The organism is Drancourtella massiliensis (genome assembly GCF_016900655.1).
In the GTDB taxonomy this organism is placed as follows: domain Bacteria; phylum Bacillota; class Clostridia; order Lachnospirales; family Lachnospiraceae; genus Sellimonas; species Sellimonas catena.
On the sequence record NZ_JACJKH010000009.1, the window covers coordinates 23,329 to 46,818 of the forward strand.

At 44.3% G+C, this 23,490-nt stretch carries 30 protein-coding genes; 1 reads left to right on the plus strand and 29 read right to left on the minus strand.

Going from position 1 to position 23,490, the window contains the following annotated elements:
- Positions 1 to 45 precede the first annotated feature (45 nt).
- From H6A32_RS06400 to H6A32_RS06420, 5 genes are all read right to left on the minus strand, one after another.
- Positions 46 to 1,539, minus strand: coding sequence for an L-fucose/L-arabinose isomerase family protein (locus H6A32_RS06400; RefSeq protein WP_242960173.1), 1,494 nt, complete (start codon positions 1,537 to 1,539; stop codon positions 46 to 48).
- A 78-nt stretch (positions 1,540 to 1,617) separates the two neighbouring features.
- A complete protein-coding gene (locus H6A32_RS06405; protein WP_087168653.1) occupies positions 1,618 to 2,451 on the minus strand; it encodes an AraC family transcriptional regulator in 834 nt (277 codons plus the stop codon).
- Between the two features lie 102 nt (positions 2,452 to 2,553).
- Positions 2,554 to 3,366, minus strand: coding sequence for an undecaprenyl-diphosphate phosphatase (locus H6A32_RS06410; RefSeq protein ID WP_087168654.1), 813 nt, complete (start codon positions 3,364 to 3,366; stop codon positions 2,554 to 2,556).
- A gap of 14 nt (positions 3,367 to 3,380) precedes the next feature.
- Complete coding sequence (locus H6A32_RS06415; RefSeq protein ID WP_087168655.1) at positions 3,381 to 4,211, minus strand: Cof-type HAD-IIB family hydrolase; 831 nt, start codon at positions 4,209 to 4,211, stop codon at positions 3,381 to 3,383.
- Complete coding sequence (locus H6A32_RS06420) at positions 4,198 to 4,779, minus strand: hypothetical protein (RefSeq protein WP_087168656.1); 582 nt, start codon at positions 4,777 to 4,779, stop codon at positions 4,198 to 4,200. The genes H6A32_RS06415 and H6A32_RS06420 overlap by 14 nt, the downstream gene beginning before the upstream one ends.
- A 128-nt stretch (positions 4,780 to 4,907) precedes the next feature.
- On the opposite strand from H6A32_RS06420, the gene H6A32_RS06425 reads away from it, so the two are divergent.
- Positions 4,908 to 6,164: a cell wall hydrolase gene (locus H6A32_RS06425; RefSeq protein ID WP_242959071.1), complete on the plus strand. Its 1,257-nt coding sequence runs from the start codon at positions 4,908 to 4,910 to the stop codon at positions 6,162 to 6,164.
- A 125-nt stretch (positions 6,165 to 6,289) separates the two neighbouring features.
- On the opposite strand, the gene ftsH is transcribed toward H6A32_RS06425, so the two are convergent.
- The 24 genes from ftsH to rplX form a co-directional block, all read right to left on the minus strand.
- Positions 6,290 to 8,134 (minus strand): ATP-dependent zinc metalloprotease FtsH, encoded by a 1,845-nt coding sequence (gene ftsH / locus H6A32_RS06430; protein ID WP_087168658.1) that lies wholly within the window; start codon positions 8,132 to 8,134, stop codon positions 6,290 to 6,292.
- A 107-nt stretch (positions 8,135 to 8,241) separates the two neighbouring features.
- Positions 8,242 to 8,751 (minus strand): GNAT family N-acetyltransferase, encoded by a 510-nt coding sequence (locus tag H6A32_RS06435; protein WP_204863971.1) that lies wholly within the window; start codon positions 8,749 to 8,751, stop codon positions 8,242 to 8,244.
- Positions 8,752 to 8,882: 131 nt separating this feature from the next.
- Entirely contained in the window at positions 8,883 to 9,635 is a 753-nt protein-coding gene (locus H6A32_RS06440; RefSeq protein WP_087168660.1) for a phosphotransferase family protein, read from the minus strand.
- A gap of 192 nt (positions 9,636 to 9,827) precedes the next feature.
- On the minus strand, positions 9,828 to 12,440 hold the full coding sequence (adhE, locus tag H6A32_RS06445; protein ID WP_087254948.1) for a bifunctional acetaldehyde-CoA/alcohol dehydrogenase: 2,613 nt from the start codon (positions 12,438 to 12,440) through the stop codon (positions 9,828 to 9,830).
- A 250-nt stretch (positions 12,441 to 12,690) separates the two neighbouring features.
- Positions 12,691 to 13,218, minus strand: a complete 528-nt coding sequence (locus tag H6A32_RS06450; RefSeq protein WP_087168662.1) for a bL17 family ribosomal protein — start codon at positions 13,216 to 13,218, stop codon at positions 12,691 to 12,693.
- A 105-nt stretch (positions 13,219 to 13,323) separates the two neighbouring features.
- A complete protein-coding gene (locus tag H6A32_RS06455; RefSeq protein WP_087168663.1) occupies positions 13,324 to 14,283 on the minus strand; it encodes a DNA-directed RNA polymerase subunit alpha in 960 nt (319 codons plus the stop codon).
- A gap of 39 nt (positions 14,284 to 14,322) precedes the next feature.
- Positions 14,323 to 14,916, minus strand: a complete 594-nt coding sequence (gene rpsD, locus H6A32_RS06460) for a 30S ribosomal protein S4 (protein WP_087168664.1) — start codon at positions 14,914 to 14,916, stop codon at positions 14,323 to 14,325.
- 16 nt (positions 14,917 to 14,932) lie between these two features.
- A complete protein-coding gene (gene rpsK / locus H6A32_RS06465; RefSeq protein WP_024731877.1) occupies positions 14,933 to 15,328 on the minus strand; it encodes a 30S ribosomal protein S11 in 396 nt (131 codons plus the stop codon).
- Between the two features lie 32 nt (positions 15,329 to 15,360).
- Positions 15,361 to 15,729, minus strand: a complete 369-nt coding sequence (gene rpsM, locus H6A32_RS06470; RefSeq protein ID WP_087168665.1) for a 30S ribosomal protein S13 — start codon at positions 15,727 to 15,729, stop codon at positions 15,361 to 15,363.
- Positions 15,730 to 16,003: 274 nt separating this feature from the next.
- On the minus strand, positions 16,004 to 16,117 hold the full coding sequence (gene rpmJ, locus H6A32_RS06475) for a 50S ribosomal protein L36 (RefSeq protein WP_003022746.1): 114 nt from the start codon (positions 16,115 to 16,117) through the stop codon (positions 16,004 to 16,006).
- A 115-nt stretch (positions 16,118 to 16,232) separates the two neighbouring features.
- Positions 16,233 to 16,451, minus strand: coding sequence for a translation initiation factor IF-1 (gene infA, locus H6A32_RS06480; protein WP_004607275.1), 219 nt, complete (start codon positions 16,449 to 16,451; stop codon positions 16,233 to 16,235).
- Between the two features lie 25 nt (positions 16,452 to 16,476).
- Positions 16,477 to 16,725, minus strand: coding sequence for a KOW domain-containing RNA-binding protein (locus tag H6A32_RS06485; protein WP_118636487.1), 249 nt, complete (start codon positions 16,723 to 16,725; stop codon positions 16,477 to 16,479).
- Entirely contained in the window at positions 16,726 to 17,502 is a 777-nt protein-coding gene (gene map, locus H6A32_RS06490) for a type I methionyl aminopeptidase (protein WP_204863972.1), read from the minus strand.
- A 2-nt stretch (positions 17,503 to 17,504) separates the two neighbouring features.
- The gene (locus tag H6A32_RS06495) at positions 17,505 to 18,149 is read right to left on the minus strand and encodes an adenylate kinase (protein ID WP_087168668.1); all 645 of its coding nucleotides are present in this window, start codon (positions 18,147 to 18,149) and stop codon (positions 17,505 to 17,507) included.
- 70 nt (positions 18,150 to 18,219) lie between these two features.
- Positions 18,220 to 19,536 (minus strand): preprotein translocase subunit SecY, encoded by a 1,317-nt coding sequence (gene secY / locus H6A32_RS06500; RefSeq protein WP_087254954.1) that lies wholly within the window; start codon positions 19,534 to 19,536, stop codon positions 18,220 to 18,222.
- A complete protein-coding gene (gene rplO, locus H6A32_RS06505; RefSeq protein ID WP_087168670.1) occupies positions 19,537 to 19,977 on the minus strand; it encodes a 50S ribosomal protein L15 in 441 nt (146 codons plus the stop codon).
- 22 nt (positions 19,978 to 19,999) lie between these two features.
- The gene (gene rpmD / locus H6A32_RS06510; protein WP_024731870.1) at positions 20,000 to 20,182 is read right to left on the minus strand and encodes a 50S ribosomal protein L30; all 183 of its coding nucleotides are present in this window, start codon (positions 20,180 to 20,182) and stop codon (positions 20,000 to 20,002) included.
- 14 nt (positions 20,183 to 20,196) lie between these two features.
- Positions 20,197 to 20,706 carry a 30S ribosomal protein S5 gene (gene rpsE / locus H6A32_RS06515; protein ID WP_087168671.1) on the minus strand — a complete coding sequence of 170 codons (510 nt, stop codon included), beginning with the start codon at positions 20,704 to 20,706 and terminating at the stop codon, positions 20,197 to 20,199.
- Positions 20,707 to 20,727: 21 nt separating this feature from the next.
- On the minus strand, positions 20,728 to 21,096 hold the full coding sequence (gene rplR, locus H6A32_RS06520; RefSeq protein ID WP_087168672.1) for a 50S ribosomal protein L18: 369 nt from the start codon (positions 21,094 to 21,096) through the stop codon (positions 20,728 to 20,730).
- Positions 21,097 to 21,113: 17 nt separating this feature from the next.
- Positions 21,114 to 21,656, minus strand: coding sequence for a 50S ribosomal protein L6 (rplF, locus tag H6A32_RS06525; RefSeq protein WP_087168673.1), 543 nt, complete (start codon positions 21,654 to 21,656; stop codon positions 21,114 to 21,116).
- A gap of 207 nt (positions 21,657 to 21,863) precedes the next feature.
- Positions 21,864 to 22,265, minus strand: a complete 402-nt coding sequence (rpsH, locus tag H6A32_RS06530; RefSeq protein ID WP_087168674.1) for a 30S ribosomal protein S8 — start codon at positions 22,263 to 22,265, stop codon at positions 21,864 to 21,866.
- A 143-nt stretch (positions 22,266 to 22,408) separates the two neighbouring features.
- Complete coding sequence (locus H6A32_RS06535) at positions 22,409 to 22,594, minus strand: type Z 30S ribosomal protein S14 (RefSeq protein ID WP_024731865.1); 186 nt, start codon at positions 22,592 to 22,594, stop codon at positions 22,409 to 22,411.
- Between the two features lie 15 nt (positions 22,595 to 22,609).
- A complete protein-coding gene (gene rplE / locus H6A32_RS06540; RefSeq protein ID WP_087168675.1) occupies positions 22,610 to 23,149 on the minus strand; it encodes a 50S ribosomal protein L5 in 540 nt (179 codons plus the stop codon).
- Between the two features lie 23 nt (positions 23,150 to 23,172).
- Complete coding sequence (gene rplX, locus H6A32_RS06545; RefSeq protein ID WP_087168676.1) at positions 23,173 to 23,484, minus strand: 50S ribosomal protein L24; 312 nt, start codon at positions 23,482 to 23,484, stop codon at positions 23,173 to 23,175.
- Positions 23,485 to 23,490 lie beyond the last annotated feature (6 nt).

The window sequence follows — 23,490 nt, forward strand, 5'->3', positions numbered from 1 at the left end:
ACGTGTTCCGGTGCATCGGAACACGTCCCCGTTAAACAAAAATGTTTAAGCGAATGGGTTTTCTGTTCTGTATCTTACGCCTTTTGGCTGGTTGTAGCCTATTTCGTCAACGTCGACACCGATGTATTTGAATACTTCGTACAGTTCTTTTCCGTAGTGTCCGAATGCGACTGCGCCGTGGTGCGGGTAGTTGCCTTCGATGAGAACGTGGCGGTAGAACCTTCCCATTTCCGGAATTGCGAAGATTCCAATGGATCCGAAGGATCTGGTTGCCACCGGAAGAACTTCTCCCTGAGCAATGTATGCACGCAGTTTGTTGTCTGCGGTGCTCTGGAGGCGGTAGAATGTAATGTCTCCAGGTACGATGTCTCCTTCGAGTGTTCCCTGTGTCACCTCTTCCGGAAGGGTTCTTGCCATAATCATCTGATATTTCATCTCGCAGGAGGTGAGTTTTCCGGATGCGGTGTTGCCGCAGTGGAATCCCATGAATGTATCTTTCAGTGTATAGTCGTATTTTCCTTTGATGTCTGCTTCGTACAGATCTTTTGGTACGGTGTTGTTGATGTCAAGCAGCGTTACGGCATCCTGGCTTACAACGGTTCCGATGAATTCGCTGAGTGCTCCGTAAATATCAACTTCACATGATACCGGGATGCCCTGTGCGGTCAGACGGCTGTTGACGTAGCATGGCACAAAACCGAACTGTGTCTGGAATGCCGGCCAGCATTTTCCTGCGATGGTCACGTATTTTCTGTATCCTTTGTGATCCCGGATCCAGTCTTTTAATGTCAGTTCATACTGTGCAAGTCTGGTGAGGATTTCCGGTTTCTTGTTGCCTGCTCCGAGTTCTTCTTCCATTTCTTTTACAATGGCCGGAATCCGTTCGTCTCCCTCATGTTTGTTGAATGCTTCAAAAAGATCCAGTTCGGAGTTTTCCTCGATCTCCACACCGAGGTTATAAAGCTGTTTGATCGGCGCGTTGCATGCAAGGAAATTTAACGGGCGTGGTCCAAAGCTGATGATCTTCAGATCCTGAAGGGCAATCACAGCTCTTGCGATCGGCAGGAATTCGTGGATCATATCCGCGCAGTCCTCTGCATCGCCTACCGGGTACTCCGGAATATAGGCTTTGATATTGCGAAGTGCCAGGTTATAGCTTGCATTCAGCATTCCGCAATATGCATCTCCTCTTCCCTGGCAGAGATCGTCTCCTGTTTCCTCTGCTGCCGCCACGAACATTTTCGGTCCATCGAAATGTTTTGCAAGAAGGGTCTCGGAGATTTCCGGTCCAAAGTTTCCAAGGTATACGCAAAGCGCATTGCATCCTGCTTTTTTAATATCCTCCAGTGCCTGTACCATATGGATTTCACTTTCCACGATGCACACCGGGCATTCATAAATATCTTCCGCATCATATTTTGCCGAGTAGGCTTTTACAAGGTTTTCCCTTCTTGTCACGGAAAGGCTCTCCGGAAAGCAGTCTCTGCTCACCGCAACGATTCCTAATTTTACTTTTGGCATATTCATTTCCAGACTCATCTTTTCTTCCTCCTGAATTTCGGCTCTGTTAAAATGATTATAGCAGTTCTTTTTTGTCCTTATCCACCAATAATTTAGCTAATCCATGGCACTTTTTTGTCTTTTTCGGTATTCGCTCGGAAGAATCCCGTACTTCTTCCTGAATTCCCTTGTAAATGCCTTCTGATTCGGGAAGCCGTGATTCATGGCGATCTCCCCGATGGTGTGATCCGTGTTGGCAAGTTCCTGAAAACCGTACTCTACCCGGACATCCTGGAGGAAAGTCTTATAATTTGTCCTGGCATATTTCTGGAACATGCGGGAAAGGTAGGACGGCGAGTAGCCGAAAATCTCTGCCACCGTCTCCAGGGACAGATCTTTTGTATAATTATCCCGGATATATCCGGTAATCATGGAAAGCCGGTTCAGCTTCCGGTAATGCCGGATCTCCTCCGGAAGAATCTCCTGTTTCCGGTACTTTGTGACCAGCAGATAAATCAGCATGAAAAAATCGCTCTGCACCTTCCACTCGTATCCGGTCTCTTTTATCTGAATGTCCCGGTACATGCTCTCCATCAGCTCCATAATCTTCTGATCCTGCCTTCTCGGACTGTGTGTAAAAAGAATCATTCCATCCTGAGCATAATAATTCCGAAATACATTCATGGGAATCTGCAGAACAATCGTATGATTTGGAAGGGGTGATACAACTGAATGAATCTCATTGGAATTCAGAAGAATAAATTCTCCCGGTTTCAGCGGATACTTCTCCTCATTGATAAAAAAGGTCAGCGTCCCTTCAAACACTGCAAAAATCTCGATGGAGCGGTGCCAGTGTTTCTCCCGCACATAATGTCCGTCTTTCCCTTCAAACCGGAACAGTTTAAACGGAAAGCCTTCATTTGGAATAATCAGTTCATGCTCATATCCCATAAAGTTTCTTCTCCCTTTCTCTCCATGTATCCTGTCAAAACTACGAAAGTGGATTCCATGCCCGGCGCATCAAATCCACTTTCTCCGTCTCGCATTATGATTTTAAGTAAAAATCAGGAAATATCCCAGCACAACGACACCCAGAATAATCCGGTAGTATCCGAACACGGTAAAGTCGTGCTTCTTAATGTATCCCATGAGGAATTTGATCGCAAAGACTGAAACGAGGAACGATACGACACATCCTGTCAGCAGAACCGCAATCTCATGTCCCGTATAATTGAATCCGAATTTGATCAGTTTCAGTCCGCTTGCCGCTACCATGGTCGGAATCGCAAGAAAGAAGGTAAACTCCGCTGCCACCGGTCTTGCCACACCGATCAAAAGGGCTCCCACGATTGTCGCACCGGAACGTGACGTACCCGGAACCATCGCAAGTACCTGGAAACATCCGATTCCAAATGCGGTCCAGTAGGTGAGCTCTTTCAGCTTTGTCACTCCCGGTTTCCTGTGTTTGTTCCACTTTTCAATAACGATAAAAAGTACACCGTAGATAATAAGCATCAGGGAAATCACAACATAGTTGGACAGCTTTTCATCCACAATGTCATCGATGAACAGTCCAACTGCTGACGGAATGCACGCAACCGCCACCTTCATCCAAAGCTCTATCGTGTTCCACCGCTGTTTCGGCGTCTTCCGTGATGAAAACGGATTCAGTTTGTGAAAATACAAAACAATGACTGCAATCACCGACGCAAGCTGAATCACCACTTTAAACATATTTACAAATTCATTGCTGACACTCATATGCAGAAACTCTTCTGCCAGAAGCAAATGTCCGGTACTGCTGATCGGCAGCCACTCGGTAATTCCCTGTATGATTCCAAGTATAATCGAAATAATAATGTCCAATCTCTGAACCTCCCCTACCTCAGTACAAACTTCTCTATTGCCTTTGCCACGCCGTTCTCTTCGTTGGTAAGCGTAATATAATCCGCATGCTTTTTGACTTCCTCATGGCCGTTTGCCATGGCAACGCCGAATCCCACTGTCTGAAGCATCACCAGGTCATTGAGTCCGTCCCCGCAGGCCATAATCTCATCTTTTGTAATTCCAAGAAGCTTTCCAAGCTCCAGAAGCCCGTTTCCTTTATTGACACCTGCCGCATTGACTTCGACATTATTGACCAAAGCTCCGGTAACAGCAAGATTTGTCGTCTCTTTCAGCCGTCTCATTGCCTCTTTTCTCTCATCCAGATCTGCAAACACAGCCTGGATCTTATCCATTCCAAAGGAAAACTCCTTCATCTTGTCCCTGACATTGTCCACCCGTTTTCTCGTCTTCCTGATGTACTCACGCATGCCCGGCTCGGGATAATATTTTTCCACCTGTTCAATCGCGGCACGATTCGCGTACCCGACTCCGTCATAATAGACATCTCTCAGTGTGTCGTATTCTTCAAATATGTCCAACACTCTAGATGCATCTTCGTTGGACAAAAGATGCGAAAAAAGAAGCTTCTCTCCATCTTTTCTGTCATAGATTCTAGCTCCGTTTGCAGTCAGAATATACCGCATCCCCGGAAACTCTCTCATAAACTCCGGCACTCCGGACAGTGGCCGTCCGGTTGCCACAAGGACCGTTACTCCCTGACGGATCGCCTCTTTGAGTACTTCTTCTGAATATTTCGTCACCTTTTTCTCACTGTTGAGCAGCGTACCGTCCAGATCCAGCCCGATCATCTTAATCTCTCTCATAACCTGTCAGTTCCTTTCTTTCTCTGGAATATTGATACAGCCGCTTTGTCAGCCTGTGCTCACTCTGCAGCCATCCCTGCTCCCCAAACTGAATCATGGACTGCACGGTCTTTCTATCCGACTTTGGCGCAAATAAAAGCAGATCCCTGGAAGGTGCCATGATCACCACATCGTCCTGCAGCTTTTCCGTACAGACTTCCCAGACGTGACGCAGACACAGCGCACTTGCCTCGTGTACTCCGTCCGCAATCACGCCGAATCCTCCAAACAGGGTATTGGAAAAGACAAACTCCACATCCCTTGCCAGATTCTCGCAGGCAGTCCGGTAAATCTCTTCCGGTGTCATCCCTTCCGGGAGCATCGAATCTTTCAAAATTTCAAAAACCTCTTCTTCTTTCTGTATTACAAATACCGTCATCAGACCGTCCACAAAAGACAGAAGCGGGGTGTCTTCCGGCGAACAGCCCTCTTTCTCCCATCCGGCCGCATCCCCCGGGATTTCCCGCACCCATGGATAAATCCGGAGCCTGTATTCTTCAAACTCTGCTTCTTTTGTCCTGCTTCCCATTTTCGTTATCCTTTCTTCATAAATGACTCTTGGCCTACATAATTATTTATATTCTATCAAAATTTGATTAATTCCGCAATTTATAGTATACTCTATCTGTATTTAATTTTACGAAAGGATTCGGTATGATGAAAGCAAAACTTAAACCTTTACTGCGTGCATGTACTGCTTTTACCTGTGCCGCCGTTCTGATGGCTTCCCCTGTTCTTGTATATGCAGAGGATTCCGTAGCTGATCTGGAAAAGGAAACACAGGATCTCCAGTCCGAATTACAGGATTTGAATGAGCAGCTTTCTTCTATCAGCGGGGAAATCACCTCCCTTGCCGCGAAGATTGAAAGCACGAATAAAGAAGCCGAGCAGACAGAGCTTGATCTGGCTGCCGCACAGGTGAATGAAGATCTGCAGTATCAGTCGATGAAGAAACGTATTCAGTACATATATGAAAGCGGGAATGTTTCTTTTCTCGAAATTCTTCTTACTTCAGACAGCATGGGCGAATTTCTGAACCGTGTGGACTTTGTATCAAGCGTTACGGAATACGACCGTAAAATGCTCAAGCAGCTGCAGGATCTGCGTCAGGATATCGATCAAAAAGAGAAAAATCTGAAGAAACAAAAAGAAGAACTGGATGCCATGAAACAGCAGATGACATCCAAGCAGGCTGAATTGAATTCCCGGATTGAATCAACCAACGGACAGCTTACTGCTTCTTCCCAGGCACTTGCTGCTGCAAAGGCCGCTGAAGAAGCTGCAAAAAAAGCACTGGAAACGACAACAGACTCTTACAATGCAGCCGGTACGAGCGAACTCGAATCAGATACTTCTTCTGACAAAGACTCCGGCAAAAGCGAATCATCTTCTGACAATAAGCAGGAGGCATCTGCTCAGAAACCTGCGGATACCCAGAAGCCTTCCGGCGGAAATTCCTCCGGCAGCTCAAATAACAGCAGCAATAACAATAATAACAATACGTCTAATTCAGGAAATCAGAAGCCGCCGGCCGATAATTCAACTACCCAGAAACCTTCTGCTCCTGCCGAAACAAGCGACCTCGTTCTGTTTGCGGCAATTCTGGAATGCGAGGCAGGCGGAGGCGGATACGACGGGCTTCTCGCTGTTGCTACCGTCATTATGAACCGTGTAGAGAGTCCAAGATATCCTAATACATTAAAAGGCGTCATTTACCAGAGCGGACAGTTTTCCCCGACCTGGAACGGAAGTCTCAGTAAAGTTCTGAACCGGGGACCAAGCTCCATCTGTTATCAGGTAGCAAGAGATGCCCTCAACGGCAAACGGCTTGCATCTGTCAGCGGATGTTATCAGTTCCGCGCCGCATCTACCGGTCACAGTGGAACTGTCGTAGGAGGAAATGTATTTTTCTAATAAGTTTCTGACAACACATCCTTGCTGACCCGGCATTACGCCGGCGGATTTTTAATAATTTGCATATGAAAACGCTATGCAGATCAGGATCTCTCCCGATTTCTGCATAGCGTTTCTTTTTTTCTTTATTCCTGCACCGGACCTCCTGCCTGTTCCGGTCTGCGATTCAGTATTTCCATAAACTCATCGCCGGTGATGGTTTCGTGTTCATAGAGATATTTTGCAATATCATGAAGCTTCATGATATTCTCCTCCAGAATTCTTCTTGCTTTCTCATGCTGTGTCCGTACAAGTTCAACTACCTTTTTATCAATGTAGGATGCTGTCTCATCGGAGCAGGCAAGGGATGCGTCTCCACCCAGATACTGGTTGCTGATATGCTGAAGAGCCACCATATCAAACTCATCTGACATACCATACTGAGTAATCATTGCTCTTGCAAGCTTTGTCGCCTGTTCAATATCATTGGACGCTCCTGTGGAGCTGGAGTGGAAAATCAGCTCTTCCGCCGCACGTCCTCCTGTGAAGGTTGCGATTTTATTTTCCAGTTCCTCTTTTGACATCAGGAAATGCTCTTTCTCATCCACCTGCATCGTATATCCAAGTGCGCCGCTTGTCCTTGGAATAATCGTGATCTTCTGAACCGGCGCGGAATGGGTCTGCAACGCGGCCACCAGGGCATGTCCTACCTCGTGGTATGCCACCTGCAGCTTCTCCTTGTTGGACAGCACACGGGTCTTCTTCTCATATCCTGCGATAACTACTTCCACGCTCTCTTCCATGTCGGCCTGGGTCGCAAATTTCCTGTGCTCTCTTACCGCCTTTAAAGCAGCCTCATTGACAATATTGGCAAGCTCCGCACCGGAAGCACCTGCTGTCATCTTGGCAATCTCGTTAAAGTCCACATTATCAGCGATCTTGATCTTCTTTGCATGGACTCTCAGAATATCCGCTCTTCCCTGCATATCCGGAAGCTCAACCGGAATCCTTCGGTCAAAACGCCCCGGTCTTAACAGCGCCGGGTCCAGAGAATCCGGACGGTTCGTTGCCGCCAGAATCACAACACCTTTGGAACCGTCAAAACCATCCATCTCTGTCAGAAGCTGGTTCAGCGTCTGTTCCCGTTCGTCATTGCCGCCAATCTGTCCGTCCCTCTTTTTACCGATGGTATCGATCTCATCAATGAAGACGATACACGGCGCCTTCTCGTTCGCCTGTTTGAAGAGGTCACGCACTTTGGCAGCGCCCATTCCGACAAACATCTCTACGAACTCCGATCCGGAAATGGAGAAGAACGGAACATTTGCCTCTCCGGCTACTGCCTTGGCAAGCAGCGTCTTACCGGTACCAGGAGGGCCTACGAGAAGGGCTCCTTTCGGCATGGAAGCACCGATCTCTCTGTATCTTGCCGGATTATGAAGGAAATCAACGATCTCACTTAAAAGCTCCTTGGCTTCCTCCTCACCTGCCACATCCGAAAAGTGAATTCCGGAGTCGGACTGAACATAAATCTTGGCATTGCTCTTTCCCATTCCGAACGCCATGGAATTCGGCCCGCCCATCTTGCTTGCCATTTTTTTCGAAAGCCAGTTCCCGATAAACAGAAAGATGGCAATCGGAATAACGTAGGAAAGCAGCAGGCTCATCCATACCGGCATCTGCTCTTCGATATTCTGGGAGAATTTCGCTCCCGCATCATGAAGACGCTCCACCAGTCCGGGATCATTCATCACACCGGTCTTGTAGACATGTTCCTGATTCTTGTCCGTAAAAACGATTTCTGTATCCTGAACCTCCACAAGTCCAATCTCTTTATTTTCTGTCATCGTCATAAATGTACCGTAATCGACTTCTTCTGTCCTCTGCTCCAGTATGTTCGGGAACAACAGCCCGTTCAGCAGAAGGATGACTACCGCAACCACGAGCGCATATATGATAAAAGGTTTTCTAGGTGATTTAACTTCTTTCATTGCGTATCTCCCTTCATTTTCTTGTTTTAGTATAGCATGGCGTCTGTGTAGAAACCATGGAAGAAATCTAAAGCTTTTCTAAAAAAAGTATATACTTTCTTACCACTTTATAACAACTTTTCATAGGCATAGCGCAGATCTCCGGTTACAAGCCAGATCCATCCACAGTAGGAAAAACCGTTCTTTTTCAACCAGTTCTGCATGATCCGGTTGTCCGGATGCGTATCAATCCGAATACTCCCGGCTCCATGTTCTCTGCCCAGATCCTCGGCTTTTTTCAAAAAACTGCCGGCTGTTCCGCGCCTTTTGTAATCTCTGTGTGTCGCGATTCTGTGAATGACGACATAGTCCGCATCCGGTCCCGTCAGCCATTCTCCTTTCTCTATCTTTTCATATGTACTCTCTCTTTCAGGAGAAAGCACCGCTGTACCGATCAGTCTCCCCTCTTCTTCTGCCACGTAGCTCTGTCTCTTCCGGATATCTCCCAGAAGGACTTCTTTGTTTGGATAGCCATCCTGCCACTGATTGATCCCGCTCTCTTTAAAAAGCTTCTGGGCCATCCTGATAATTTCCATGACCTGTTTCAGATCCTCCTTTTTTGTTTCTCTGATTACCATATTTCGTCCCCCTTTTATGTCTTTCCATTTTATCACGTTTTTCCTCCGGATAAAACCAGTCTTTCTAAAGGTCCCGGCCGAAATAAATACGCCGGACCCGCAAGGTCCGGCGTGTGTAAATTCATAATCATTTACTGATAATCGAAGATATCGATCCATTTCATAAGGAAATCTTGTTCCATCGTATGTTTCTTTGTAAGCTGTGCTGCCGCAACGATCGGAAGCCACTGCTGTACGTACTGTTTTGCCGTATCGCTCTTCCTGCAGAACAGATCCATGTATTTATCAGCGAGCTTCTGATCCTTCAGTGCAAACAGAAGGTAGGTCATGGCTGCATCCGCACTTGCGTTTCCCTGTGTGGCATGAGCCCAGTCAACCACATAGAGGGATCCGTCTTCTCCTACGATCACGTTGCTTGGATTAAAATCACCATGACATACTTTGTGATGCTTTGGCATGCTGTCCAGTCTTGTCAGGAGTTCATATCTGGTCGTAGCATCCACCACATCTTTCAGACTGTTGATCTGGCGGTTCAGTTTGTCTTTGAGTTTTCCTAAAAGCGGTGCTGTCTTGCTGTGAATCTCAAGCTGAAGATCCACAAACTGCTCCATGTACTCGTCCATCTTATCCGGATTTTCCTGCATCAGCTCTTCGAGTGTCTTTCCCTCTTTATAATCAATGACAAGTGCCCATTTTCCATCAATTTCATTTACACTTTTTACCTTTGGAATATTTAACCCTGTTGCCTCGACTCTTGCCTGATTGAGCGCTTCATTAAATACATCTTCCTTTGGATGAGATGGTTCAAAAACTTTCGCGATCCCCTCGTCGCAACGGTATACTTTTTTGTATGGGCGTTCTACGATTACATTTTCCAGTTTCATAAGATTACCTCCTGTCTGTCAAAACTGATCTTCGATTTATCCTTATTATACCATAACATTCTTATATTGGTAAATTTTTTAACAAACTTTTCGTTATTTTATATATTGACTGCACATTTTATACGATTTTTTTACAAAATATGCAAGGTGCGCAATTCCTGCCACACCTTGCATATGAAGTACGAATATCATTTAGTTGCCGTAGTAGGATTTCAGGTAAAGCTCTTTGATTTCGCTCATCAGCGGGTATCTCGGGTTTGCTCCTGTACACTGATCATTGAATGCCTGTTCTACCATTTCGTCCAGTGTAGCGAGGAAGTCTTCTTCCTTGATTCCCCATTCTTTGATCGTTTTCGGAATTCCGATTGCTTTCTTTAATTCTTCCAGTTTTTCACAGAATAATTCTACTGTCTCAGCATCATCCTTGCCGCAGATTCCTGCAAATCTTGCTGCCTCAGCATATCTTGCCTGAGCGTGCGGATACTGGTACTGTGAGAATGTTCCCATCTTAACCGGTACTTCTGCAGCATTGTAGCGGATTACGTTTGTCAGAAGCAGCGCATTTGCCACACCGTGCGGAATGTGGTGGAACGCACCAAGTTTGTGAGCCATGGAGTGGTTCAGTCCAAGGAATGCGTTGGCGAATGCCATACCTGCCATACAGGAAGCGTTTGCCATCTTCTCTCTCGCAATCGGGTCTGCCGCTCCCTTTTCGTAAGCTGCCGGAAGGTAATCAAATACTGTCTTGATTGCCTTTAATGCAAGACCATCTGTATATTCTGTAGCCATGATGGATACATAAGCCTCGATCGCATGTGTCATAACGTCAATACCGGATGCACTCGTCAGTCCTTTCGGCTGTGTCATCATGTTGTCAACATCAACGATCGCCATGTTTGGAAGTAATTCGTAGTCAGCCAGAGGCCATTTTACACCTGTGTCAGCGTCTGTGATGATCGCAAACGGTGTCACCTCGGAACCTGTACCTGAAGAAGTCGGGATTGCTACAAAGTAAGCTTTCTCTCCCATCTTAGGGAATTTGTAAACTCTCTTCCGGATATCCATGAAGTCCATAGCCATGTCTTCAAAGTTTGCTTCCGGATGTTCATACATTACCCACATGATCTTTGCTGCGTCCATTGCGGATCCACCGCCAAGAGCGATGATTGTATCCGGCTCGAATGCTCTCATCTGGTCTGTACCTTTGAGTGCGCACTGTAAAGTCGGGTCCGGTGCCACTTCGTAGAAGCATGTATGCTGAATTCCCATCTCATCGAGTTTTTCTTCGATCGGTTTTACATAACCATTCTTGTATAAGAATGTATCAGTAACGATGAATGCTTTCTTTTTGTGCATCTCTGTTCCGAGCTCGTCGAGAGCCACCGGCATACATCCTTTTTTAAAGTAAACTTTTTCAGGTGTTCTGAACCAAAGCATATTCTCTCTCCTCTCGGCAACTGTCTTAATGTTGATCAGATGTTTCACTCCTACGTTTTCGGATACGGAGTTGCCTCCCCAGGATCCACATCCAAGTGTCAGAGATGGAGCAAGTTTGAAGTTGTATAAATCACCGATACCACCCTGGGAAGAAGGTGTGTTGATCAGGATACGGCAGGTCTTCATTGCTGCAGCATGTTTAGCCATTTTTTCTTTCTCTGCTGTATTGATGTACAGGGAAGAAGTATGTCCATATCCACCGTCTGCAACAAGCTGCTCTGCCTTTGCGATAGCCTCGTCAAATGTCTTCGCTTTATACATTGCAAGTACCGGAGAAAGTTTCTCATGAGCAAATTCTTCAGAGATATCTACGGATTCTACTTCACCGATCAGGATCTTTGTATTTTCAGGAACGTCTACTCCTGCAAGTTTTGCAATTGTGTATGCGCTCTGTCCTACGATCTTCGCATTCAGGGCACCGTTGATAATGATCGTTTTTCTTACTTTTTCGATCTCATCCTTCTTTAAGAAGTAGCATCCGCGATAAGCGAATTCTTTCTTTACTTCTTCGTATACACTCTCCAGAACAGTTACGGACTGTTCAGAAGCACAGATCATACCGTTATCAAACGTTTTAGAATGAATGATGGAGTTTACAGCAAGTTTGATGTCTGCTGTCTCATCAATAATTGCCGGTGTATTTCCTGCACCTACTCCAAGTGCCGGTTTTCCGGAGGAGTATGCAGCTTTTACCATTCCAGGGCCGCCTGTAGCGAGGATAATATCAGCATCTCTCATGACTTCATTTGTCAGTTCCAGAGACGGAACATCGATCCATCCGATAATGCCTTCCGGAGCACCTGCTTTGACAGCTGCGTCAAGCACAACTTTGGCTGCCGCAATCGTACATGCTTTTGCACGTGGATGCGGGCTGATAATGATTGCATTTCTTGTCTTTAACGCAATCAGTGTCTTGAAGATTGCTGTAGATGTCGGGTTTGTCGTAGGAATAACAGCGGCAATCAGACCGATTGGCTCTGCAATCTTTTTGATTCCGTATGCTGTGTCTTCTTCGATCACACCGCATGTCTTTGTATTTTTATATGCATTGTAAATATATTCAGCCGCATAGTGATTTTTAATAATCTTATCTTCGACAACGCCCATTCCGGTTTCTTCCACTGCCATCTTTGCCAGCGGGATACGAGCCTTGTTAGCTGCCATTGCTGCTTCAAAAAAGATCTTATCGACCTGTTCCTGTGTAAAAGTAGCAAATACCTTCTGAGCTTCTTTCATTGCTTTGATTTTTTCAATAAGAGCTTCCACATTGTCAATAATTGCTGGTGCTTCTTTTTTCTTTGTCGCCATGCTTATCTTCCTCCTAAACTCTAAAACGTTTTTATCGTTTCACTGTGCTTAGTATAGTTCATCGTTAATTATTTGTCAATTCATTTTTGATAATTTTTTAACGAAGAAAACTCTTTCTACTTTTTGCATAAACGAATGCCTGATTTTATGATTGTCTTCGTCATTTTTCCGATTACTTTATGACTGTAACTCATTTCTAAAACATAAAAAACGGCTTTCCATAAAAGGAAAACCGTTTATGTTCTCAATATTAAACTAACTCGATGAATACTTCCATCGCAGCGTCACCTTTACGCTGTCCAATCTTTACGATTCTTGTGTAACCACCGTTACGTCCTTCGTATTTCGGAGCGATCTCTGTGAATAATTTTTCAACAAGATCTACTTCCTTCGGAGCTTTCTTCTTTCCGTCTACAACTTCTTTAACCGGAACGAGAACTTTCAGCATCTGGCGGCGTGCATGCAGTCTGGATGGAAGATCTTTTTTGATCTTCTTCTCAACTTCATCGTAAACGGTTACTTTCTTTCCGTCTACAACTTCTTTCACGCGCTTTCCGTCAGCATCTTTACGTGCAACTTTTGCTGTTACAGTTACTTCTTCGAAGTTATCTTTTTCTTTTACAGCCATTGCAATCAGACCTTCAGCGATTTTGCGGATTTCTTTCGCTTTCGCTTCTGTTGTTCTGATTCTTCCATGATTTAAAAGAGCTGTAACCTGATTTCTTAACAGAGCCTTTCTTAAATCACTTCTTCTTCCAAGCTTTCTATACTTTGCCATTGTTCTTTTCCTCCATTATTTACATCTGATTATGCATCTTCGGGCTTACTAGTCAAATGCCCTGCCGCGCACATCGGGCTTACCGGCAGGAAATTATCTTATTCTCTATTCCTCTCCCTGGCTGAGTTCGAGGCCGAGTTCTTTCAATTTTGCTAACACTTCTTCTAAAGACTTACGTCCCAGATTACGTACTTTCATCATATCCTCAGGAGTTCTGTTTGTCAGCTCTTCTACGGTATTGATTCCAGCTCTCTTCAGGCAGTTGTAAGAACGAACAGAAAGTTCCAGCTCATCGATACTCATCTCAAGAACTTTTTCTTTCTCATCATCTTCTTTTTCGATCATCACTTCAGCAGCCTGAGCCACTTCGGAGAGATCAATAAAGAGCTTCAGATGTTCGTTTAACACTTTTGCCGCAAGGCTGACTGCCTCATCCGGAAGCAGGGTACCGTTTGTATATACATCCAGCGTCAGCTTATCATAGTCTGTAATCTGTCCGACACGAGTATTCTGTACAGTCAGATTTACACGCTCTACAGGAGTGTAGATAGAATCAATCGGGATCACGCCGATCGGAAGATCTTCCTTCTTGTTCTTATCCGAGCTTACATAACCTCTTCCTTTTGTGATGGTCAGCTCCATGTAAAGCTTGCTGTCTGCTCCACCGTTCAGCGTAGCAATGACAACATCCGGATTCATGATTTCAATATCAGAATCCACCTGAATATCAGCGCCTGTTACAACGCCTTCTCCTTCAAATTCGATATAAGCTGTTTTTGGTTCGTCTGTTTCTGAAGTGTTTTTAATCGCCAATGTCTTCAGATTCATGATAATCTCAGTAACGTCTTCCTTCACTCCCGGAATGGAACTGAATTCATGAAGTACACCATCGATCTTTACCTGGCTAATTGCAGCTCCAGGCAGAGAGGACAGCATAATTCTTCTCAGACTGTTTCCGAGTGTTGTTCCGTAGCCTCTTTCCAGCGGCTCCACAACAAATCTGCCGTATCTTTTATCTTCTGACATTTCTGTGATTTCGATATTCGGTTTATTAAAATCAAACACTATAAGTTCCCTCCTGCTATCAGCACGTTTTACGGGTTATTATTTAGAATATAATTCGACGATCAGCATTTCATCAACCGGTACATCGATCTCATCGCGTGTCGGAAGTTCCTTTACTGTTCCTTTTAAGCTTTCTGCATCTACATCTAACCATGCCGGTACAAGACGTCCTGCTGTTACCTCAAGGATATCTTTATATCTCTGAGAACCTTTGCATTTCTCTTTGATTTCGATTACATCACCGGCCTTTACAAGGTAGGACGGAATATTCACCTGCTTGCCGTTTACGAGTACGTGCTTGTGATCAACGATCTGTCTTGCTTCGCGTCTTGTTCTGGCAAATCCCATACGGAAGATGATGTTGTCAAGACGTGTTTCAAGAAGGATCATCAGGTTTGTACCTGTCATACCGTTCATCTGTTTTGCTCTCTTGTAGTAGTTACGGAACGGTTTTTCTAATACGCCGTAGATGAATTTTGCTTTCTGCTTTTCACGTAACTGAAGTGCATACTCGCTCATTTTTCTATTAGATCTTTTTAACTGTCTTTTGGACTTTTTATCAATTCCTAAATAAATCGGATCCATTCCGAGGGAACGGCATCTTTTCAGAACCGGAACTCTATTTACTGCCATGCTCTTTTCCTCCTAATTAGACTCTTCTACGTTTTGGTGGGCGGCAACCATTGTGTGGTACCGGAGTTACATCTTTGATGCTTGTTACATCAATTCCGCATGCCTGAAGCGCACGGATTGCTGCTTCTCTTCCTGAACCTGGTCCCTTTACCATAACGTCTACTGATTTCAGACCATGTACTAATGCTGCCTTAGCTGCTGTCTCAGCTGCCATCTGTGCTGCATATGGAGTAGATTTCCTTGAACCTCTAAATCCCAGACCGCCGGCACTTGCCCATGATAAAGCATTTCCCTGTGCATCTGTCAGAGTAACGATTGTGTTATTGAAAGATGACTGAATATGTGCCTGTCCATGTTCAACGTTTTTCTTGACACGTTTTTTTGTTACTTTCTTTGCAACTTTCTTTGCCATTTAAACTAACCTACTTTCTTGAATATTGTGTACTATTTCTTCTTATTTGCTACTGTTCTCTTCGGACCTTTTCTTGTTCTGGCATTTGTCTTTGTCTTCTGTCCACGAACCGGAAGTCCTTTTCTATGACGGATTCCTCTGTAGCATCCGATTTCCTGTAATCTCTTGATGTTCATAGCGATCTCTCTTCTAAGATCACCTTCAACAACCTGAGTTTCATCGATAACAGAGCTGATTCTCTTAACTTCTTCGTCTGTCAGATCTCTGCATCTTGTGTCAGGATTTACTCCTGCTTCTGTTAAGATACGGTTGGAACTTACTCTTCCGATTCCGTAGATGTAAGTCAGACCGATTTCTACACGTTTGTCTCTTGGTAAGTCAACACCTGCAATACGAGCCATACTTGTTTTCCTCCATTTTTACATGTTTTGTTTCATATTGTCTTTAACTGGGGCATACCGTATTTGACGGAATACTGATGTGCCCAGGCATATCCGGTATGTTAAATATGCCCTTTCCGGCAACCTTTGGGTTCATGACTGCCGGTATTAGAAGCAATATACAATGGCCCATCCTGCGGTGCCTTGTATATTTAAAATAGCGCTACACACCGCCTGGCGTGTCACACTATCAGCCGCCTAATTCATGTTCCAAATCACTGCTTTGTCAGCCTGATTAGCCCTGACGCTGTTTGTGCTTCGGATTTTCGCAGATAATTCTGATACTGCCTTTTCTCTTGATAACTTTGCATTTTTCGCAAATCGGTTTTACTGATGATCTAACCTTCATGTCAAATCCTCCTTTCATACCTTGTAAACCTACTGTTGCTGCCGTTTGTGCGGACTTCGCCCACGAACGGCATCTAATATTATAGTTTTTCTCTCTTCAAAAGTCAATACTTTTTTTATTTATCTCTCCAGATAATTCTTCCTTTAGATAAATCATACGGTGAAAGTTCCAGAGTTACTTTGTCACCCGGTAAGATTTTGATAAAATTCATGCGGAGCTTTCCACTGATGTGTGCAAGCACCTGGTGTCCGTTTTCCAGTTCTACCTGGAACATTGCGTTTGGCAGTTTCTCAACAACAGTTCCTTCAATTTCGATTACGTCAGCCTTTGACATGCTGTTCCTCCTTTTTGAATCCCTTTTACATGTGTTCTTTCTGATATTTTTTTATGAATGAACGGATGGAAATATCCGTCATTTCCTTCTCTTCCAGCTTTTCTTTGATCAGCTGGACATGCATGACTTTTTTTGCTTTCGGCCTCTCCATAGTCCGGATCTTCCCGTCCGAAAGCAGAAGCATCTGATCTCTTTCTTCTATTATAATATAAAGCTTTCCTTTGTCATGCCCTGCAAGTGATCTCACAAGCATTCCCGGTTCATAACTTAACATCTAAGTCTCCTCTTTGCCCTCTTCCTCCGACAATGTCAAAATTTTCGGTTCTCCCTCTGTAATCAGAATGGTATTTTCATAGTGTGCGGAAGGTTTCCTGTCTTTTGTCACCACAGTCCAGCCATCCCTCATCCATTTGACATCCGCTGTCCCAAGATTAATCATCGGTTCAACCGCAAGGGTCATTCCTGCCTTCAGCCTCAGTCCTCTGCGCGGCATTGCGAAGTTTGGAATCTGGGGATCTTCATGCAGCTTCGTTCCGATCCCATGGCCGCAAAGTTCCCTGACAACTCCATACCCGAAATATCCGGCATATGTTCCGATTGCGCGGGAAATATCATATAAATGATAACCCTCTTTTGCATATTTCATACCTTCAAAGAAACTTTGCCTCGTCACTTCCACGAGTTTTCTGACTTCTTCTCCCGCATCTCCCAGTATGTGCGTCCTGGCAGCATCGGAATGATAGCCTTTGTAAATAACCCCTGCATCCAGAGAAACGATATCTCCTTCTCTTATGATTCTGTGCCGGTCCGGAATTCCATGTACGACTTCCTCATTGACAGATACACAGATCGAAGCCGGATATCCATTATAACCGAGGAAGGAGGGAGTGCATCCGTAACTTCGGATGATCTCCTCCCCCAGATGATCAATATCAGCGGTTGACATCCCCGGCCGGATTCCCCTTCCAAGCTCCCTGTGAACTTCTCCAAGAATTCTTCCGGCTTCCGTCATCAACTCTATCTCGCGGGCTGATTTGATTTTCACGGACATTTTTATTCTCCAAGAATTTTTACAATTGCTGCGAATACGTCGTCAATGTCGACTGTTCCGTCTACTTCACGCAGAATACCTGCATTGTTGTAGTAGTCAATCAGCGGCTGTGTCTGCTCATGGTATACGTTCAAGCGCTTCTGAACTGTTTCCGGTTTGTCGTCATCTCTCAAAATCAGCTCTTTACCGCAAACATCGCAGATATTCTCCTGTTTCGGCGCAGCATAGACAATATGGTATGTAGCTCCACATCCGACACACGCTCTTCTTCCGCCCATACGGTTTACAATATTCTCATCCGGAACATCTACATCAATTGCATAATCCATTTTTTCACCAAGTGCGGCAAGTGCCTTGTCAAGAGCCTCTGCCTGCGGAATTGTACGCGGAAATCCGTCGAGTACATATCCGTTTTTGCAGTCATCCTGTTTTACACGGTCAATTACAAGATCTACTGTCAGTTCGTCCGGCACAAGAAGTCCCTGATCCATGTATTCTTTTGCTTTTTTTCCAAGTTCTGTTCCCTCTTTAATATTTGCCCGGAAAATGTCTCCCGTGGAAATGTGAGGAATCTGGTATTTTGCCGCGATCTTCTTTGCCTGGGTTCCTTTACCTGCCCCCGGTGCACCTAACATAATTACTTTCATACTGCGTACCTCCATATTATCTCTTTATAGAACTTTAACTCGCGAAAAAATCTTCCGCGAGCTAAAATCATCAGGTATTTAAAAATCCTTTGTAATTACGAACAAGCATCATGGATTCGACTTTCTTGATTGTTTCCAGAACGACACCTACGATAATAATCATGGATGTTCCTCCGAAAGAAACATTTGCACCGAATACTCCGTTGAAGAAGAACGGAATAATCTGTACAATTACAAGACCGCACGCTCCGATGAAAATGATATAATTCAGGATCTTTGTCAAATATTCGACCGTCGGTTTTCCTGGTCTGATACCAAGGATAAAACCTCCGCTTTTTTTCATATTGTTTGCAATTTCCATCGGATTGAATGTAATACTCGTATAGAAATATGCAAAAAATACTGTCAGGAGGATATATACGATTAATCCCCATGAATACTGAAGATTTGATGGATCACACCAGTTGTTTGAATTCAGGCCTCTCAGTATTTCACTTCCGATACCGTCCCCGTCTCCTTTTCCAAGGAAAGAAGCGATAACAATAGGGAACTGCATCAGAGAAGATGCGAAGATAACCGGGATTACTCCTGCTGTGTTAACCTTCAGTGGAATATTGGTAGACTGCCCGCCTATTGTTTTTCTTCCGACAACCTTCTGAGAATACTGTACCGGAATCTTCCGAACCGCATCCTGCAGAATGATAACAAAAACAATCACTACAAGCAGAATCAACAGGATAATAACAGCCGCGAGAGCTGCATTAGCAAGACTTTTACCGCTCATAAACTGACTGTATAACGTCACGAAGTCCTGTGGAATTCTGGAGAGAATGTTGATCAGAAGTACGATGGAAATACCGTTTCCAACACCTTTTTCTGTAATACGTTCACCAATCCACATCAACAAAGTAGAACCGGCTGTCAGTGTCATGATGACAACAGCTGCATTCACAAAATTAAACTCTACAAGAAGACCCTGACGTCCAAATCCGATTGCCATTGCAGCAGACTCGATTAATGCGAGCGCAACTGTAAGATAACGCGTAATCGCCGTCATCTTCTTTCTTCCTTCTTCTCCTTCTTTCTGGAGCTCTTCCAACTTCGGAATCGCAATTGTAAGAAGCTGAACGATAATTGAGGAAGTGATGTACGGCGTAATGCTCAACGCAAAAACGGACATCTGGGTAAAGGAACCTCCGGTAAATGCATCAAAAAAGTTAAATGCATCTCCGGTCTGGCTCGCAAAAAAGTTCTGGATGTATGTCGGATCCACCCCCGGTGTCGGGAGTTCGGATCCGAGTCTTACAACAATCAGCATCAAAAATGTGAAGAACAGTCTCTGTCTGATCTCTTCAACCTGAAATGCCCTACGGACTGTCTGAAGCAATTAGATCACCTCTGCTTTTCCACCAAGAGCCTCAATTTTAGCTTTTGCGCCTTCGCTGAAAGCATTAGCCTGAACTGTAAGCTTTTTGGTTAACTCTCCATTTCCAAGAATCTTAACGCCGTCTTTCGGGTTCTTAATGATTCCTTTTTCGATTAAAGCTGCTACTGAAACAACTGCATCATTTTCAAATGCTTCTAATGCGCTTACATTGATACCAACGATTTCCTTTGTATTTCTGTTTGTGAAACCTCTCTTCGGAATACGTCTGTATAATGGCATCTGTCCACCTTCAAATCCCGGTCTTGTTGCTCCGGAACGTGCTTTCTGACCTTTGTGTCCTTTTCCGGCTGTCTTACCATTTCCAGATCCGTGTCCACGGCCTCTTCTGAAATTATCGCTGTGTTTTGAACCATCAGCTGGTCTTAAATTTGATAAGTCCATTATGACACCTCCTTATCTGATATTAAGCTTCTTCTTCCACTTTTACTAAATGTCTTACCTGCTGTACCATACCTCTTGTTGCAGCATTGTCCGGAAGTACAACTGTTTTGTGCATCTTCTTTAAACCTAATGCTTCAACTGTTTTTTTATGCTTCGGAATGGCACCGATTGTTGATTTCACTAATGTGATTTTCAAATTTGCCATGTTAACCGTCCTCCTTAGCCTACGATCTCTTCAATAGATTTGCCGCGAAGTCTTGCAACGTCCTCCGGTGTCTTTACATTCTTCAGGCCGTTCAGAGTAGCGAGTACTACGTTCTGTTTGTTGTTGGAACCTAAAGATTTTGTACGGATATTCTTGATTCCTGCCATCTCGATCACGGCACGGGCCGGACCGCCGGCAATAACTCCGGTACCTTCCGGAGCGTTTTTCAGAAGTACTGTTGCGCTTCCGAATTTTCCATACATATCATGAGTGATACTTTCTTCATCATTCAGTGCAACTGTGATGATGTTTTTCATTGCGTCTTCTTTTCCTTTGCGGATTGCTTCCGGAATTTCTGCCGCTTTACCTAAACCTGCACCAACATGGCCTTTTCCATCGCCGACAACTACTAAAGCTGTGAATCTGAAGTGACGGCCACCTTTAACAACTTTGGTTACACGTTTAATTGATACTACTTTTTCATTTAACTCTAACTGACTAGCATCAATGTGATTACGTCTCATCTGTGTTTTCCTCCTCAACTTCTAGAATTCCAGTCCAGCTTCTCTAGCTGCGTCTGCTAATGCTTTGACTTTTCCCTGATATATAAAGCCGCCTCTGTCAAAGACAACTTCCTTGATTCCCTTTTCCAGAGCTTTCTTAGCAATAACCGTTCCAAGATATGCTGCTGCTTCTACATTGTTGGTTTTTTCCAGTTCTGCTTTCACGTCCTTCTGAAGAGTGGAAGCTGATACCAGAGTGTTTCCAACTGTATCATCGATGATCTGAGCATACATATGATTGTTGCTTCTGAATACAGCAAGACGTGGTCTTTCAGCTGTACCGCTGAAACGGTTGCGTAACTTTCTATGCTTGTTTAAACGAACTTCGCTTCTTGATTTTTTGCTAACCATTTTCACACTCTCCTTACTTATTTCTTACCAGTTTTACCAACTTTACGTCTGATAACTTCATCAGCATACTTGATACCTTTGCCCTTGTAAGGTTCCGGTCTTCTCTTGTCTCTGATTTCAGCTGCGTATTGGCCAACTTTTTCTTTGCTGATACCTTTAACAATGATTTTGTTCTGTCCTTCAAGTACAGTTTCAATTCCTTCCGGATCTTCCATCTCTACCGGATGAGAGTATCCAAGGCTTAATGTAAGTTTCTTTCCGGCTTTTGCCGCTCTGTAACCAACACCGTTTACTTCAAGAACTTTCTGGTATCCTTCAGTTACACCGATCACCATGTTGTTGATCAGCGTTCTTGTAAGACCATGTAAAGATTTCATTTTCTTTAAGTCGTTCGGTCTTGTAACCACGATTGTATTGTCTTCTTTTTTGATTTCCATTTCAACTGGAAGTTCTCTTACGAGAGTTCCTTTTGGACCTGTTACAGTCACTTTATTGTTCTCTGCAATTTCTACAGTTACTCCTTCCGGGATTGCAACCGGAAGTCTTCCGATACGTGACATAACGTATACCTCCTACACTTAAATTTTCGGAACGGACCTGATCCGCTCTGTTTTCAGTTTCATGGGGATCATATCCCTATATACATGCCTCGCTCCGTGCGCCTAAGCTCAAACTTCGCCTGCGGCTCGTTTTCGCTGACGCTTGGGAGCAGCCTTCACACTAACCTCGCACTGCGCTTGCGCTTGTGCTCGCCAAGTGTTCAGTGCTTACCATACGAAGCAGAGTACTTCTCCGCCAACACCGAGTTTTCTTGCTTCTTTGTCTGTTACTACACCCTGGTTTGTGGAGATGATTGCTGTTCCAAGTCCACCAAGTACTTTCGGGAGCTCTTCCTTGCCTGCGTATACACGAAGACCCGGTTTAGAGATTCTCTTTAATCCTGTAATAACTTTTTCGTTCTTATCAGCGCCGTATTTTAATGTAATTCTGATTGTTTTGAAGCTTCCTTCATCAATCAGATCATATTTTGTAATATATCCTTCGTTTACAAGGATGTCTGCGATAGCGACTTTCATTTTGGAAGCCGGTACATCTACTGTATCATGTTTTGCAGTGTTTGCGTTACGAATTCTTGTAAGCATATCTGCGATTGGATCACTCATAGTCATTTTCAATTTCCTCCTTATGGAATGGTTCATTTTGTTTCCTGACTGCGGATATCCTTTTTCAAGGAGTTCTCCGGAACATGCCGGAGAGCAGCCTTTCGCCCCGCACATCCCGGTCAGGGATGAGCGTAAAGCAGTTAACGGGCCTACCAGCTTGCTTTCTTTACTCCCGGAATTTCTCCTTTGTAAGCTAATTCACGGAAGCAGATACGGCAAATACCATATTTTCTTAAATATGCATGCGGACGGCCGCAGATTTTACAGCGATTGTATTCTCTTGTGGAGAATTTCTGTTTGCGCTGCTGTTTGATTTTCATTGCTGTCTTTGCCATGATTTTCCTCCTTTACTACTTTGCGAATGGCATGTTGAACTGTTTCAGTAATTCACGAGCTTCTTCGTCTGTCTTTGCAGTTGTTACGAAGATTACGTCCATACCGCGAACTTTGTCAACCTTATCGTATTCGATTTCCGGGAAAATCAGCTGTTCTTTGATTCCAAGGGCATAATTTCCTCTTCCGTCAAATGCGTTCGGATTTACACCTCTGAAGTCACGTACACGAGGAAGTGCAAGGTTGATCAGACGATCAACGAACTCGTACATTTTTTCACCTCTTAATGTAACTTTACATCCGATCGGCATACCCTCTCTGATTTTGAAGTTAGCCACGGACTTTTTAGCCTTTGTTGTAACTGCTTTCTGACCTGTGATTGTCTCCATGTCAGCAATAGCAGATTCCAGAAGTTTGTGGTTTTCTTTAGCTTCACCTACGCCCATGTTGATAACAACTTTGTCGAGCTTCGGTACTTCCATAATGTTTTTATATCCAAATTTCTTGATCAGAGCGTCTACGATCTCGTTCTGATACTGTTCTTTTAATCTACTCAAAGCGCTAGACCTCCTTTCTCGAATTAATCAATCACTTCGCCTGTTGATTTAGCGTAACGTACTTTCTTGTCTCCGTCCATCTTGAAACCTACTCTTGTAGCTTTTCCCTTGTGAACGTACATTACGTTAGATGCATCAATAGGTCCTTCCTGATGGATGATGCCGCCTTCCTGATTAGAAGCACTTGGTTTTGTGTGCTTTGTCAGCATGTTGACACCCTCTACCAGAACTCTTCCGTTCTTTCTGTCAACGGAAATTACTTTGCCTTCTTTGTCTTTATCTTTTCCAGCGATAACTTTAACAGTGTCGCCTTTTTTAATTTTCATAGTTGACATTCTCAG

What these genes read in the sequence shown, in the direction of transcription:
- infA (WP_004607275.1), bottom strand. Translation starts at nt 16,451, where the DNA reads ATGTCAAAGGCTGACGTAATCGAAATTGAAGGAACTGTTGTTGAGAAA.
- ftsH (WP_087168658.1), bottom strand. Translation starts at nt 8,134, where the DNA reads ATGAAAGAAGTTAAATCACCTAGAAAACCTTTTATCATATATGCGCTC.
- H6A32_RS06535 (WP_024731865.1), bottom strand. Translation starts at nt 22,594, where the DNA reads ATGGCAAAGACAGCAATGAAAATCAAACAGCAGCGCAAACAGAAATTC.
- adhE (WP_087254948.1), bottom strand. Translation starts at nt 12,440, where the DNA reads ATGGCGACAAAGAAAAAAGAAGCACCAGCAATTATTGACAATGTGGAA.
- rpsH (WP_087168674.1), bottom strand. Translation starts at nt 22,265, where the DNA reads ATGACTATGAGTGATCCAATCGCAGATATGCTTACAAGAATTCGTAAC.
- rplO (WP_087168670.1), bottom strand. Translation starts at nt 19,977, where the DNA reads ATGGACTTATCAAATTTAAGACCAGCTGATGGTTCAAAACACAGCGAT.
- rpsE (WP_087168671.1), bottom strand. Translation starts at nt 20,706, where the DNA reads ATGAGACGTAATCACATTGATGCTAGTCAGTTAGAGTTAAATGAAAAA.
- H6A32_RS06435 (WP_204863971.1), bottom strand. Translation starts at nt 8,751, where the DNA reads ATGGTAATCAGAGAAACAAAAAAGGAGGATCTGAAACAGGTCATGGAA.
- rpsD (WP_087168664.1), bottom strand. Translation starts at nt 14,916, where the DNA reads ATGGCAGTAAATAGAGTTCCGGTTCTGAAAAGATGCCGTTCCCTCGGA.
- map (WP_204863972.1), bottom strand. Translation starts at nt 17,502, where the DNA reads ATGTCCGTGAAAATCAAATCAGCCCGCGAGATAGAGTTGATGACGGAA.
- rplR (WP_087168672.1), bottom strand. Translation starts at nt 21,096, where the DNA reads ATGGTTAGCAAAAAATCAAGAAGCGAAGTTCGTTTAAACAAGCATAGA.
- rpsK (WP_024731877.1), bottom strand. Translation starts at nt 15,328, where the DNA reads ATGGCAAAGAAAGTTGCAAAGAAAGTAACAAAAAAACGTGTCAAGAAA.
- rplF (WP_087168673.1), bottom strand. Translation starts at nt 21,656, where the DNA reads ATGTCACGTATCGGAAGACTTCCGGTTGCAATCCCGGAAGGAGTAACT.
- H6A32_RS06415 (WP_087168655.1), bottom strand. Translation starts at nt 4,211, where the DNA reads ATGAGAGAGATTAAGATGATCGGGCTGGATCTGGACGGTACGCTGCTC.
- rpsM (WP_087168665.1), bottom strand. Translation starts at nt 15,729, where the DNA reads ATGGCTCGTATTGCAGGTGTTGACTTACCAAGAGACAAACGTGTAGAA.
- H6A32_RS06425 (WP_242959071.1), top strand. Translation starts at nt 4,908, where the DNA reads ATGAAAGCAAAACTTAAACCTTTACTGCGTGCATGTACTGCTTTTACC.
- H6A32_RS06405 (WP_087168653.1), bottom strand. Translation starts at nt 2,451, where the DNA reads ATGGGATATGAGCATGAACTGATTATTCCAAATGAAGGCTTTCCGTTT.
- H6A32_RS06440 (WP_087168660.1), bottom strand. Translation starts at nt 9,635, where the DNA reads ATGAAACTGGAAAATGTAATCGTAGAACGCCCATACAAAAAAGTATAC.
- H6A32_RS06495 (WP_087168668.1), bottom strand. Translation starts at nt 18,149, where the DNA reads ATGAAAGTAATTATGTTAGGTGCACCGGGGGCAGGTAAAGGAACCCAG.
- H6A32_RS06400 (WP_242960173.1), bottom strand. Translation starts at nt 1,539, where the DNA reads ATGAGTCTGGAAATGAATATGCCAAAAGTAAAATTAGGAATCGTTGCG.
- H6A32_RS06485 (WP_118636487.1), bottom strand. Translation starts at nt 16,725, where the DNA reads ATGTTAAGTTATGAACCGGGAATGCTTGTGAGATCACTTGCAGGGCAT.
- rpmD (WP_024731870.1), bottom strand. Translation starts at nt 20,182, where the DNA reads ATGGCAAATTTGAAAATCACATTAGTGAAATCAACAATCGGTGCCATT.
- H6A32_RS06420 (WP_087168656.1), bottom strand. Translation starts at nt 4,779, where the DNA reads ATGGGAAGCAGGACAAAAGAAGCAGAGTTTGAAGAATACAGGCTCCGG.
- rpmJ (WP_003022746.1), bottom strand. Translation starts at nt 16,117, where the DNA reads ATGAAGGTTAGATCATCAGTAAAACCGATTTGCGAAAAATGCAAAGTT.
- H6A32_RS06450 (WP_087168662.1), bottom strand. Translation starts at nt 13,218, where the DNA reads ATGGCAAAGTATAGAAAGCTTGGAAGAAGAAGTGATTTAAGAAAGGCT.
- rplX (WP_087168676.1), bottom strand. Translation starts at nt 23,484, where the DNA reads ATGTCAACTATGAAAATTAAAAAAGGCGACACTGTTAAAGTTATCGCT.